Genomic DNA, 12,189 nt, shown 5'->3' on the forward strand with positions numbered 1-12,189 from the left:
AAAACTATTACCCAAAAAGGAGCGTTTATCGCTCCTTTTTCATTTCTGGTAGGGTGCTGTATGTTTAAGAAAACCATCATTGTTATCGCCGTATTGATAACGCTTGCTGTCGTTAGTTTTCATTTTATCTTCGTGATCCCGAATAAGCCCAACCTGATCACTTCCTCTCAAAGTACCAGTAACGACATCTACAGTTGCTACCAAAACTCCGCACCGAAAGCGATTGACGTGTCTGATGGACTAAGCATTACCGTGTGGAATATCTACAAGCAAAATCGCAGTAATTGGCAGAGTGAACTGAACAAATTGACGGCAGGAAGCGATCTTGTATTGCTGCAAGAAGCGAGTATGACAGTAGAGCTTCGCCAATGGGTGACAAGCGGCCAGTGGGGAAGCACTCGTGTGAATGCGTTTGAAGCCTTTGAACAAAGTGCTGGTGTACTTAACTTAGCGACGCATTTACCGATCGAAGCTTGTGCTTATACTCATGAAGAGCCTTGGCTTCAATTGCCTAAATCGGCGCTTTGGTCTCGTTACCAACTTAGTAACGGCGAACAACTGGCGGTTATTAATATCCATGCTGTGAATTTTACCTTTGGTACGGAAGATTACGAGGCTCAGCTGAAGAGCTTAACTGACAATCTGCAAAAGTATCGTGGGCCTGTTATTTTTGCTGGGGATTTTAATAGCTGGAGTGAGGCTCGCTTTGCGGTATTGAAAGGCGCGTTGGAACAGGTCGGTTTGACGGAGGTTGCCTTTGAACCGGATAACCGAACTCAGTTTATGACAGGATTGGTGCTCGACCATGTGTTCTATCGAGGGCTAGAGGTAGAAAATGCAAAAGCGCCCATTACGGACGCTTCTGATCATAACCCTATGCGAGTCACCTTTAAGGCTAAATAGTGATTAGCTATTAGTCATTGGAGCTTTACCATTCGCACGGTGGTTACCTTGGTTAATCTAACGGAACAAATAGGCTAGAGAGTCTTCGCTAGCCTTATCTCTTCAACTTAAAAGATTAAAATGTAGAGCGCCCAGATTAGGTAATAACCAACCCATGGTAAGCCTGAAATCACAAGCGCTTGCCCACGCTCAAACTCAGTCCACGTTAATACGGCTGCATAACCCAACACGATATACCATGGTAATAACAGTGGTAAAGAGCTGGCAAACTGCGACCAATCATTGGTCAGTGGTAACTTGATTAAGCCGTTTAAGCTGTTCAAGTCAGCAGCGTAGCTCATCACTTGTCCATGCTTGAGTATCAGGCTTGCGTAGCTTGCTACATCACCTAAAACAGCCGGGAATATCACAACCGATGCCGCTGCAAACCATCGCCAAAAGCTATGTTGATGCTGGCTTGGTTTGGTTGCTAGGTTAAACCAGAATGCCAACAGAATGATGGTTAACGTACGGCCAAACACATCGCTGATGATTTCACTCGCGAGTAAGGTATTACTGTCAAGTAACGCCAATTGGTCAGGGTTCGTTTGAGCCAGTTGTTGTGACAATTCTGCACTTAACCATGCAAAATCTACATTCGAAAAATAAGCACCCCAGAATAAAAACGGGCTGAGCATTAATACGACGTAGGGTTGCCATCCCCAAGCACTTCGCTGATAAAGCGCTAAGAAACAAGCTGTTGGTGAACGGAATATATCCAACAGCATGACGAGTGGGTTACTTGACGGGTTCATACACTTACCTTAGTTACATCAACATACAGCTTCAGTTTTTGTCCTGGCTGTAAGTATTTCTTGTTCTGCAAAGCGTTCCATTTTACAACATCTGCGCTTTTTACTTTGAACTTTGATGCAATACCGCTGACTGTGTCACCTGATCTTACGTTATAAAAGACAGTTCGGATGATGGCACCGTCGGAACTATTCTTCCAAATGACCAGTTCTTGACCAATTCGAAGCGTGTCGCGTGGCCCCATACCATTCCACTTAGCCAGTGATTGGTGAGATACCTTATTTGCGCGTGCAATCGTCCATAGGCTGTCACCACTTTTTACGGTATGACTAAGCTTATATTGACCACGACTCTTCGACTGTGTGCTTGCTAGGCGATTTGAAGCGCTTAGTGCGTATGTCTTGTCGTCTTTGGTGGATGTTGGGATAAGTAAGTGCTGTCCAATACGAATATTGTTGTTGCTCAAACCGTTTGCAGAGCGGATCACTTTGCTGGTGGTGTTATATTTACTTGCTAGTACGCTAATGCTGTCACCAGACTGAACCTTGTAACGCACCAACTTCATGCCTTTGCCTTTATTGGCCGCCACTTCTTTGTTGAACTTTTCAACAGAGCCTAGGGGAAGCAATAATTGCTGATGCTTTTCAGGTGCTGTCGCCCACTGGTTGTAAGCCGGGTTGTAGCCTTGCAGCTCTTTGACTGGAATACCTGCGTAGCTTGCAGCAATCGCTAAATCAAGCTGTTCGTTTGGGTTAACCAGGGCCAGTACTGGCTTGTTTGGAATCGCAGGGATATCGATGCCATACTTTTCTTGGTTGGCAATCACATCAGCTAGAGCAAGCAGTTTAGGTACGTAGCTGCTGGTCTCTTTTGGCAAGTCCAAAGAGAAGAAGTCGATTGGCTTACCCAGTTTCTTGTTCTTGCGGATAGCACTGTTTACACGACCGCCGCCACTATTATAGGCAGCAATGGCATGGTTCCAGTCGCCATCGAAACGTCGGTTAAGGTCTGAGAGGAAGTCCAATGCGGCGTCGGTAGAAGCGGCAACATCGCGGCGGCCATCATACCAAAAGTTCTGTTCAAGCCCGTAGTCTTTGCCTGTGCCAGAAATGAATTGCCATAGACCTGCAGCGCTGCCATGAGAGTAGGCAAACGCATCGAAAGAACTTTCTACAACGGGTAATAGTGCCAATTCTAGTGGTAAGCCTTTTTCTTCAATCTTAGTTGTGATCAGATAAAGGAAAGGTTCAGCACGTTGTGAGACGGTTTTTAGATGACTAGGGTGCTTTAAATACCAAGTTCGGTAGTAATCAACCTTCTTTTGGTCGGGTACTTCCATTTCAAGTTGCATCGCAATACGTTTCCAAACATCTTCTTGTGTTTGTGGAGTAACGACAGGTGCTTCAACTTTTTGATCTTCTTTGGCTGTTGCTTCTGATGAAGCGTTCGCTTGAGAAACTTCTTTAGTAGGAGATGTGTTGGTTTGCTCGGAAGCTTGGTCTGGATTCTCTGACTGAGTTAATTGGCAACCAGAAAGTAGTAATACCAAAGCCCAGCTGTACTTAACTCGCATGTTACAGCCTTTTTAATTAACGGCCGGTGATAATACTTGCCACCCCCTATGAGTGACAAGTCTGTATTTGTTAAAATTCGTTCTTCCACGCACGTAAAGCGGTAAATACCGATAAAGGATCGGTCTGCTCAGTACGATTAGATACTGATTTCACTACACTTGGCTCGGTATAGCGCAAGAAAGGGTTCACAAACTTCTCTTGTCTCAAATTTGTGGGGATGGTCGACTTATTCTGAGCTCGCAGTCGGTTCACTTGGTCGCGATATTGCTGCAAATGTTGGTTGTCAGGCTCAACCGCTAATGCGAAAGCGATGTTCGCGGCGGTGTATTCATGAGCACAGTAAACCTCGGTTTCTTGAGGAAGTGCTGTGATCTTGTTCAGTGCATCAAACATTTGCTGTGGCGTGCCTTCCATGATTCGACCGCAGCCTGCTGAAAACAGCACATCGCCACAAAATAGTTTGGCATCGCCCACATAACCAATGTGACCAGCGGTGTGGCCACTGAGCCCGAGTACTAAAAATACTTCACCAAACAATTCTAATTGGTCACCATCATCAACGGGGTGAGTTAAGGTCGGGATTGGTTCATTCCTTGGACCCACAACATCTATGCTTGGAAACTGTCTGACTAGTTCTGGAACGCCACCAATGTGATCATGGTGGTGGTGTGTAATCAAGATTGCATCTAAAGTTAGCTCATGATGTGCTAAGTACTCTAATACTGGAGCCGCATCACCAGGGTCGACGACAGCACAACGACGATCGCTATTTTGAATCAGCCAGATGTAATTGTCGTTAAATGCAGGTATGCTTTTGATATGTAACATTATTGATTCTCCAGTCACTTTTAGTGAGACAGAATAAGTGAGACAGGTTATTGATGAAGCCAGCACGTAGCAGAAAGAAGTTTGAGCGTCCTTACACTTGGGCACAATTGCACAATGGGGACTGGTTGAGAGAATCTATTCAAACTCGACTCGATGAGTGGTGCCCAAAGCTATTTGGTTACCATATGCTCAAGCTTGGCGGTCTCAGTAGTGAGATTTCTAGCTGCACATGCAACATTCAACATCAAGTAAACCTAGATATCCAGAACCCATTACATAATGTGATAGCGGATGTCTATAATTTACCCTTTTTGGAGAAAAGCTTTGATGTTGTGGTGCTGAGTCATCAGTTAGATTATAGCAATGACCCGCATCGATTATTGAGAGAAGTCGACCGAGTGATGATGGACGATGGTTATATCATCATTACTGGCTTCAATCCGTTTAGTATTACCGGACTCGCAAGTTTACTGCCTTGGCGAAAGAACAGCTTGCCTTGGAGTGGACGTATGTACACGCCAAACCGAATTAAAGACTGGTTAGGTGTATTGAACTACGAAGTGATTCACTGCGATACCTATGCACTATTTCCGATGAGTAAGTATCAGGCGATGTGGACGTGGTTGGAGAATAGTTTAGGCGGCTGTGCTTCCTTTGCTGGTAGCCAATACTTTATTGTTGCTCGTAAACGAACTTACCCACTTAAGCCTATCAAGCCACATTGGCACCTTAAGCGACGTTTCTCTCCGGTTGGAGCAAGCTTTAGGACCAATACGCGTCGTACCATGGATTCAGCTAAAGCTTCATATCCGTTGAAAACAGAAAAAGCCGACTAGTAGTCGGCTTTTCATCTATTAATTAGGTTAATCAATTATCAACTAGTTTAAGAAGCTATCAATCAGGTTAGGAAACTATCAATCAGGTTTGGAAAGTATGAATCTGTTTCTGAAATCTGCATCTCATTTAAAAGACGGTTAGCTTGGTTGATAGCCCGTATCTTCTTGAGTCGGATTCTCCGCTGCATTTCGCGCTAAATCATCACACATTTCATTTTCTCGGTGCCCAGCGTGTCCTTTAACCCAGCGCCAATCAACACTATGACGAGCAGTTTCTTTATCGAGCCTTTGCCACAGGTCTGCGTTTTTAACCGGTTTCTTGTCGGCGGTTTTCCAGTCACGCTTTTTCCAGTTGTGGATCCACTGTGTGATGCCTTGGCGAACGTATTGGCTATCCGTGGTCAGAATTACAGAGCAAGGTTCCTTGAGTGCTTGGAGAGCGATGACAGCTGCGAGCATTTCCATACGGTTGTTGGTCGTTAGTGTAAAGCCTTCGGCTAGTGTCTTTTCTACTTTTTTATAGCGAAGTACGATGCCATAGCCACCAGGACCTGGGTTGCCTAAACAAGAACCGTCAGTGAAAATTTCAACTTGTTTCGTCATGATTTGATACTATTACCTCAAGCACATTATCGGCATAGTCTGACACAGTTATCCTTATGAATACCAGTAGCACTCCAGAACAAAACACGAACGAAAAAAACAGTTCGGACGAAAATAAGCGCATCATTGTACTCGATACCGAAACCACCGGTATGAATACAGAAGGTGGCCCTCACTATATGGGGCATCGCATCGTTGAAATTGGTGCGGTAGAGATCATCAACCGTAGGCTGACCGGGCGTCACTTCCACGTCTATATAAAGCCCGATCGTGCGATTCAAGAAGAGGCGATTGGCGTTCACGGTATTACCGATGAATTCTTGATTGATAAGCCAGAATACCAAGACATACATAAAGAGTTTCTCGACTTTATCAAAGGTGCTGAGCTGGTAGCTCATAACGCGCCCTTCGATACGGGTTTTATGGACTATGAATTTGAGAAGCTCAACCCTGCGATAGGTAAAACGGATGACTACTGTAAAGTTACCGATACCTTGGCCATGGCGAAGAAGATATTTCCAGGCAAAAGAAACAACCTAGATATCTTATGTGATCGTTACGGTATTGATAACTCGCACCGTACTCTCCACGGCGCATTGCTCGATGCGGAGATCCTAGCCGACGTCTATTTATTGATGACGGGTGGGCAAACTTCGCTGCAATTTAACGCCGGCCAAAAGGAAGGTGAAGGTGAAAGTATACGAAGAGCAGAAAGTGGTCGAAAATCCCTAAAGGTTTTACGAGCTACGGCCGATGAAGTAGAAGCGCATCAAAGTCGTTTAGATCTCGTCGAGAAAAGCGGAAGCTGCCTCTGGCGTCAGTAGGGAGAAACTATGTTAAGGGTATTGGCTACTGGTTACTTATTGCTGTTAAGCTTTAGCTTACATGCGGCAACAGAATCCGTAATGAGTTTATTGGACAACCGTTTTCGAGTTGATCCCAGTATTGAACAAGTTACCTTTGTGATTTATCGAGCCGATAACTCTAAACCTGTCGTTTTGGTTCGTCCGGATGGCAAGAAATACTACTCTTGGCGCAATGCTGATAATGTCCGTTGGTACGAAGAATCATCCATGGACATTATCTCTATCGACAAACCGATGCCAGGACCTTGGCAAGCGGTTGGTAAGGTCTCACCTAAGAACAACATCAAGCTATTGTCTCACCTTGTTTTGGATGCCAATGACTTCCCAGACAAACTGTATCAAACCGAACACATTAAATTTACGGCTCGTTTGACCTCTGACGGCAAGCCTCTTGTGCTGCGTGATTTTTTAGATCGCGTGAAACTTAAGGTCACTTTTACTAAGTTCGTTGAAAATGAAGAGTCTTTAGTGAGAGAGGCGCGCCCAATTCCGGTTGTGATGGGCGAGTTTGCCGACGATGGCAGTGGTCTTGATGAAAAAGCCGGAGATGGCGTTTTCACTGTGTCGTTGCCGATTGATATTGAGCCAGGTAAATACCGCGCGCGTATTACTTCTGGCAATGGTGTGTTCCTGCGAGCGCAAGAGCAAGAAGTTTTGGTGTACCCAACACCGATCACTACAACCTTCATTCAGTCTCGAAAAGAGGGGCAGCCTCATACGATTGTCGTTTCAGGGGAGCCGGGCATGATTGCGCCGAGTTCGTTAGCGGTTCATGTTGAACACAAGGCTCCGGATGAATACCAAATGTATAAGCAGGGCCAAGCTGAAGTCGATGCAATGAAAGTCGCTTTAGAGGTGCCTTATAATGGCGATTTGGGGATTTATAACTGGTCGGGGATGGTTTACGCCACTGATGCCTCAAGCCAACGTCCATTGATCTTTCCCATTACTGAGCACTCGTACAGCGTTGTTGAAGATATCGACTTAGCGGAGTCACGACGCCTGCAAGAAGAAGCGCTTGCTGAGCAAAAGCGTATCGCAGCAGAGTTGATGATACTTCAGAAGCGAGAAGATGACAGACAGCGCAGTATGATCATTATTGCGGTGGGTAATGTGGTCGCGATTCTATTAGGTTTATTGATTTGGTTTGTGGTTCGTCGGGTAAAGGCGAAGAAAAAAGCTCAACCAGAGATGCAGCTTAAGGCTCCTAAGTAACTCGCCTATATCATTAGAGTTGTCTTGAGAGAGCAAACTTCGAGAGAACAAATCTCGAGAAAGTAAGCCTCGAGAATGTAAGTATTAAAATTTGTGACAACGATGTCATGAACAAAAAAAACGGGGCTCATAGGAGTCCCGTTTTTGTTTCTTTTTCTAACCTTAAGCGACGTTATCAATCGATTGGTCTGGGTACTGAGACTTTGCTGCAAGCTCCTCTGGAGAGAAGTCGTCAACGTTAATCGTGTACAGTCTATGTTCCTCTGCGCTAATCAGCAAATTTGCCTCTTCTTGCGTTAAGATGCCTTTCTCTAACCCTAATTGAGCAACAAGGTCTAGTCGTAAGAAAGCGCGCTTTTGGTGCGTCTCTTTGCAGACTTTGTTGAATAGAGGTTCTGCTTGAAGAATCACTTCTAACGCTTTTTCAATCTTACCTACTGGGTTGTATTCAGTCGCTTCCAAGTACTGGCCACGGCCGATACGAGAACGTGTTTCGCTTGGCGTTTGTAGAATGTGCGCGACTTGGCTATCCAGTTTGTCGTTTGGTGCACGACGAATGCGACCGAATGGCATCAACACAACACGAAGTAAACGGCCAATCACAGGATTAGGGAAGTTCGCTAGGAACTCATCAATCGCAACTTCAGTCTGACGTAAACTATCTTGCATACCCCAATGTACTAACGGCAAGTCTTCAGCGTGGCTGCCTTCACTTTCGAAGCGCTTAAGTGTTGCTGAACCTAGGTACAGTTGGCTTAGGATATCGCCTAATCTTGCTGATAGGCGCTCTCTGCGTTTCAGTGAACCACCCAAAACGGCCATTGAAATGTCAGAAAGTAGCGCTAAGTTGGCACTGTAGCGGTTCAATTTTTGGTAGTAGCGTTGAGTTTGTTTGTCCGCTTTATTAGATGGTGTTGGCGTGTTTGAGCCTCGACCATCAGTTAAACCAAACCACACACTGCGGACTAGGTTGCTCATCGTAAAGCTAACGTGTCCTGCTAACGCTGAATCAAACTTATCAAGCGCATCGCTGCTTTCAGAATAAGCGGCTTCCATTTCATTCAGTACGTAAGGATGACAACGAATTGCACCTTGACCATAGATGATCATCGAACGAGTTAGGATGTTGGCACCTTCCACGGTAATCGCGATTGGCGCGCCTTGGTAGCTACGAGCTAAGAAGTTTGATGGGCCTAAGCAAATACCTTTACCACCGACGATATCCATCGCATCGATGATGCTGCGTTGGCCACGGTGAGTACAGTGGTACTTCACAATTGCTGAGATAACCGAAGGCTTTTCGCCAAGATCGATACCTGCAACCGTTAGGTTACTCGCTGCATCCATTACGTAGGCATTACCTGCTAGGCGTGCAAGCGGCTCTTCAACCCCTTCCATACGACCAATAGGTTGTTTGAACTGGCGACGAATACGAGCGTAAGCACCGGTTGCCAGCGCGGCCGATTTAATGCCGCCCGTTGAGTTTGAAGGCAGTGTGATACCACGACCAACAGATAGACACTCAACCAGCATACGCCAGCCTTGGCCGGCCATTTTCTGGCCACCAATGATGAAATCGATAGGAACGAAGAGAGCATCACCTTGGGTTGGGCCATTTTGGAACGGTACGTTAAGTGGGGAGTGACGATTACCAATCTTCACGCCTTTTAAATCTGTAGGGATAAGCGCGCAAGTGATACCGAGCTCTTGCTTGTCACCAAGTAGGCCGTCTGGATCTCGTAATTTAAACGCAAGTCCCAATACTGTTGCGACAGGTGCAAGGGTAATGTAGCGCTTGTTCCAAGTGAGGCGCATACCTAGAACTTCTTCGCCTTGCCATTGACCTTTGCATACGATGCCGTAATCGGGGATTGAACCTGCATCTGAGCCTGCTTCTGGGCTAGTTAGGGCAAAACAAGGGATCTCTTTACCTTCCGCTAAGCGGGGTAGGTAGTGGTTTCTTTGTTCTTCTGTACCGTAGTGCTGCAATAGCTCACCTGGGCCTAACGAGTTAGGTACACCAACGGTTGATGACAATACGCTAGAAACGCCCGTTAGCTTTTGTAGCACTAAAGATTGAGCGTAAGCTGAGAATTCTAAACCGCCATACTTTTTCTTGATGATCATTGCGAAGAATTTATGGTCTTTCAGGTATTGCCATACTTCTGGTGGCAAATCAGCCAGCTCATGCGTTACTTGGTAATCATTGACCATTTCGCACACTGTATTTACTGGACCATCTAAAAATGCTTGCTCAGCTTCAGACAGCTTCGGGTCAGCGATGTTTTGAAGTTTCTTCCATTCAGGCTTGCCTTTGAACAGCTCTGCTTCCCACCATACAGTACCCGCTTCTAATGCTTCCTTTTCTGTCTGAGACATTGCAGGCAGTACTTTCTTAAACAAAGAAAGCGCTTTTTGACTGATCAGTGTCTGACGAATTGCCGGTACAGCAAAAATCGCAATGGCTAAGAGATAACAAAGCCAGCCAGTGACAGCTACGCCGCCAAACAGTGTTAATGCTACCATTGCGCCGGTTAATACGATTAATGCGCGTACTAGGCTAACTCTATGGTAAAGACAGACGCTTAAGACAGCTGTCATGCCGAGTAGGGAGAGCAATATGTTCATGATCGATTTCCTTTTCAGAGATCACTTATTGTTATTAAGTTTAGGTAAGAGGTCTAACCAGTCAAGTGTAAACAAAATATTAAATATTTGTAAAACTCTAAAGTGGATAAAAAGTGATCTCAATAGAGTTAAAGTTCTAATTGTGAGAGGTTGGTGGCGAATATTTGGGCGGATCGGCAGTGACAGGCTAATAAAGGTGGCAATCTTTGGGCTTAAGTGTCGACACTATTTCATGTTTGTGGGTAAACTCAGGTAATAGAGGGAAAAACCCTCAGCTCTCATTTCACGTACTTTAAGTTGCGTAAAAAAATATAAGAGATAAGCCTTATGTACCATGACCTAATCAAAAGTGAATTGAACGAAGCTGCTGACGTTCTTAACAAGTTCTTGAGTGATGACCATAACATTGCCCAAATTGAAGCTGCCGCAAAACTGATTGCAGATTCATTTAAGCAAGAAGGTAAAGTACTTTCTTGTGGTAATGGTGGCTCACACTGTGACGCGATGCACTTCGCGGAAGAGCTGACTGGCCGATACCGTGAAAATCGTCCAGGTTACGCTGGTATTGCGATTTCAGATCCTAGCCATTTATCTTGTGTAAGTAACGACTTTGGCTACGACCACGTATTTTCTCGTTATGTAGAAGCGGTAGGTCGTAAGGGGGACGTGTTGTTTGGTTTATCGACTTCAGGTAACTCTGCCAACATTTTGAAAGCGATTGAAGCTGCTCAAGCTAAAGGCATGAAAACCATTGCGCTAACCGGTAAAGATGGCGGTAAAATGGCAGGTTGTGCCGATATCGAAATTCGAGTTCCACATTTTGGTTACGCTGACCGCATCCAAGAGATTCACATTAAGATCATCCACATTGTGATTCAGCTTGTTGAAAAAGAAATGGAATAATAGTTTTAAAGACATTTGGGGCCCAACTTAGGCTCCATTGGTTTTGATAGGGAGTAGATTAAACCATGTGTGAATTGCTCGGTATGAGCGCGAATGTGCCAACTGATATTTGTTTTAGCTTTACTGGTCTTATGCAGCGTGGAGGCAATACCGGCCCGCACCGCGATGGCTGGGGTATTACTTTCTATGAAGGAAAGGGTTTCCGTACGTTTAAAGATCCTAACCCTAGTTGTGAATCCAAGATCGCTGAGTTGGTTCAAAACTACCCAATTAAAAGTCAAGCTGTTGTCAGTCATATCCGTCAAGCCAATCGTGGTGGCGTTAATCTAGAAAATACTCACCCATTTACCCGTGAGCTTTGGGGACGATACTGGACCTTCGCACATAATGGCCAATTAACGGATTACGATGATCTGGTTAGTGGTCGTTTCAGACCGGTCGGTGAGACGGACAGTGAACTGTCTTTCTGTTGGTTAGTGAAACAACTAGAAGACCGTTTTCCTGAGCCACCTCAAGACATGGAAGGTATGTTTCGCTTTGTCGCTGAGTGTTGTGACCAGCTAAGAGAGAAAGGCGTCTTCAACATGTTACTCAGTGATGGCGAGTACGTGATGACCTACTGTACGAATCATTTGTACTGGATAACAAGACGCGCGCCTTTTGGTAATGCGAGCCTGATTGATGAAGATGTTGAGATAAACTTCCAAGAAGAGACCACGCCGAATGATGTGGTCACGGTGGTAGCAACTCAGCCTCTAACATGCAATGAAGAGTGGTTTAGAATGAAGCCGGGCGAATACGCGTTGTTTCATTTTGGTGAGCTGATCGGCAATAACCACAAAGCATTGGAAGGTGTTGCTTATGCACCTAAAAAGGTTGCAAGCCAAGCACCAACTGAGCCATTGAGCTAAACGTTCCGAATAGTATCATTTTTGATCCGAACAAAAGTAAGGCCGCTTACTGAACTAATAAGTCAGTAAGCGGCCTTTTTGTTTTCTGATTTTTAAGGGCTGCTCTTCAGTGATTTACTTTGCGAGAACC

At 45.2% G+C, this 12,189-nt stretch carries 11 protein-coding genes; 6 read left to right on the plus strand and 5 right to left on the minus strand.

The window, feature by feature from the left end; all coding sequences use genetic code 11:
* Positions 1-60 precede the first annotated feature (60 nt).
* A complete protein-coding gene (locus tag AACU28_RS12530) occupies positions 61-903 on the plus strand; it encodes an endonuclease/exonuclease/phosphatase family protein (protein WP_121603017.1) in 843 nt (280 codons plus the stop codon).
* A 107-nt stretch (positions 904-1,010) separates the two neighbouring features.
* Here AACU28_RS12530 and AACU28_RS12535 read toward each other — a convergent pair whose 3' ends face one another.
* The 3 genes from AACU28_RS12535 to gloB form a co-directional block, all read right to left on the minus strand.
* Complete coding sequence (locus tag AACU28_RS12535) at positions 1,011-1,697, minus strand: YIP1 family protein (RefSeq protein ID WP_004734331.1); 687 nt, start codon at positions 1,695-1,697, stop codon at positions 1,011-1,013.
* Entirely contained in the window at positions 1,694-3,268 is a 1,575-nt protein-coding gene (locus tag AACU28_RS12540) for a LysM peptidoglycan-binding domain-containing protein (protein WP_017079415.1), read from the minus strand. The genes AACU28_RS12535 and AACU28_RS12540 overlap by 4 nt, the downstream gene beginning before the upstream one ends.
* Positions 3,269-3,338: 70 nt before the next feature.
* Positions 3,339-4,097, minus strand: a complete 759-nt coding sequence (gene gloB, locus AACU28_RS12545; RefSeq protein WP_004734329.1) for a hydroxyacylglutathione hydrolase — start codon at positions 4,095-4,097, stop codon at positions 3,339-3,341.
* Positions 4,098-4,150: 53 nt separating this feature from the next.
* Between gloB and AACU28_RS12550 the strand changes: the two genes are divergently transcribed.
* Positions 4,151-4,933, plus strand: coding sequence for a class I SAM-dependent methyltransferase (locus AACU28_RS12550; protein WP_004734328.1), 783 nt, complete (start codon positions 4,151-4,153; stop codon positions 4,931-4,933).
* 138 nt (positions 4,934-5,071) lie between these two features.
* Here the strand turns inward: AACU28_RS12550 and rnhA are convergent, their stop codons facing one another.
* Positions 5,072-5,536 carry a ribonuclease HI gene (gene rnhA, locus AACU28_RS12555; protein ID WP_004734327.1) on the minus strand — a complete coding sequence of 155 codons (465 nt, stop codon included), beginning with the start codon at positions 5,534-5,536 and terminating at the stop codon, positions 5,072-5,074.
* 56 nt (positions 5,537-5,592) lie between these two features.
* Here rnhA and dnaQ point away from each other — a divergent pair, with 56 nt between their 5' ends.
* A complete protein-coding gene (gene dnaQ, locus AACU28_RS12560) occupies positions 5,593-6,360 on the plus strand; it encodes a DNA polymerase III subunit epsilon (protein WP_017084141.1) in 768 nt (255 codons plus the stop codon).
* A 9-nt stretch (positions 6,361-6,369) separates the two neighbouring features.
* On the plus strand, positions 6,370-7,617 hold the full coding sequence (locus AACU28_RS12565) for a TIGR03503 family protein (RefSeq protein WP_102444477.1): 1,248 nt from the start codon (positions 6,370-6,372) through the stop codon (positions 7,615-7,617).
* A 162-nt stretch (positions 7,618-7,779) separates the two neighbouring features.
* Here AACU28_RS12565 and fadE read toward each other — a convergent pair whose 3' ends face one another.
* The gene (gene fadE / locus AACU28_RS12570; protein ID WP_121603018.1) at positions 7,780-10,245 is read right to left on the minus strand and encodes an acyl-CoA dehydrogenase FadE; all 2,466 of its coding nucleotides are present in this window, start codon (positions 10,243-10,245) and stop codon (positions 7,780-7,782) included.
* Positions 10,246-10,572: 327 nt separating this feature from the next.
* Between fadE and lpcA the strand changes: the two genes are divergently transcribed.
* Positions 10,573-11,148 (plus strand): D-sedoheptulose 7-phosphate isomerase, encoded by a 576-nt coding sequence (lpcA, locus tag AACU28_RS12575; protein ID WP_004734322.1) that lies wholly within the window; start codon positions 10,573-10,575, stop codon positions 11,146-11,148.
* Between the two features lie 65 nt (positions 11,149-11,213).
* A complete protein-coding gene (locus tag AACU28_RS12580; RefSeq protein ID WP_017080724.1) occupies positions 11,214-12,059 on the plus strand; it encodes a class II glutamine amidotransferase in 846 nt (281 codons plus the stop codon).
* The last annotated feature ends 130 nt before the right edge of the window (positions 12,060-12,189 follow it).

The sequence above is a fragment of the Vibrio sp. SBT000027 genome, assembly GCF_963894355.1.
GTDB classification, from domain to species: Bacteria; Pseudomonadota; Gammaproteobacteria; order Enterobacterales; family Vibrionaceae; genus Vibrio; species Vibrio splendidus.

Bases quoted from the DNA above. Each gene is read 5' to 3' on its own strand.
- AACU28_RS12530 (WP_121603017.1), top strand. From the start codon at position 61: ATGTTTAAGAAAACCATCATTGTTATCGCCGTATTGATAACGCTTGCT.
- AACU28_RS12535 (WP_004734331.1), bottom strand. From the start codon at position 1,697: ATGAACCCGTCAAGTAACCCACTCGTCATGCTGTTGGATATATTCCGT.
- AACU28_RS12540 (WP_017079415.1), bottom strand. From the start codon at position 3,268: ATGCGAGTTAAGTACAGCTGGGCTTTGGTATTACTACTTTCTGGTTGC.
- gloB (WP_004734329.1), bottom strand. From the start codon at position 4,097: ATGTTACATATCAAAAGCATACCTGCATTTAACGACAATTACATCTGG.
- AACU28_RS12550 (WP_004734328.1), top strand. From the start codon at position 4,151: ATGAAGCCAGCACGTAGCAGAAAGAAGTTTGAGCGTCCTTACACTTGG.
- rnhA (WP_004734327.1), bottom strand. From the start codon at position 5,536: ATGACGAAACAAGTTGAAATTTTCACTGACGGTTCTTGTTTAGGCAAC.
- dnaQ (WP_017084141.1), top strand. From the start codon at position 5,593: ATGAATACCAGTAGCACTCCAGAACAAAACACGAACGAAAAAAACAGT.
- AACU28_RS12565 (WP_102444477.1), top strand. From the start codon at position 6,370: ATGTTAAGGGTATTGGCTACTGGTTACTTATTGCTGTTAAGCTTTAGC.
- fadE (WP_121603018.1), bottom strand. From the start codon at position 10,245: ATGAACATATTGCTCTCCCTACTCGGCATGACAGCTGTCTTAAGCGTC.
- lpcA (WP_004734322.1), top strand. From the start codon at position 10,573: ATGTACCATGACCTAATCAAAAGTGAATTGAACGAAGCTGCTGACGTT.
- AACU28_RS12580 (WP_017080724.1), top strand. From the start codon at position 11,214: ATGTGTGAATTGCTCGGTATGAGCGCGAATGTGCCAACTGATATTTGT.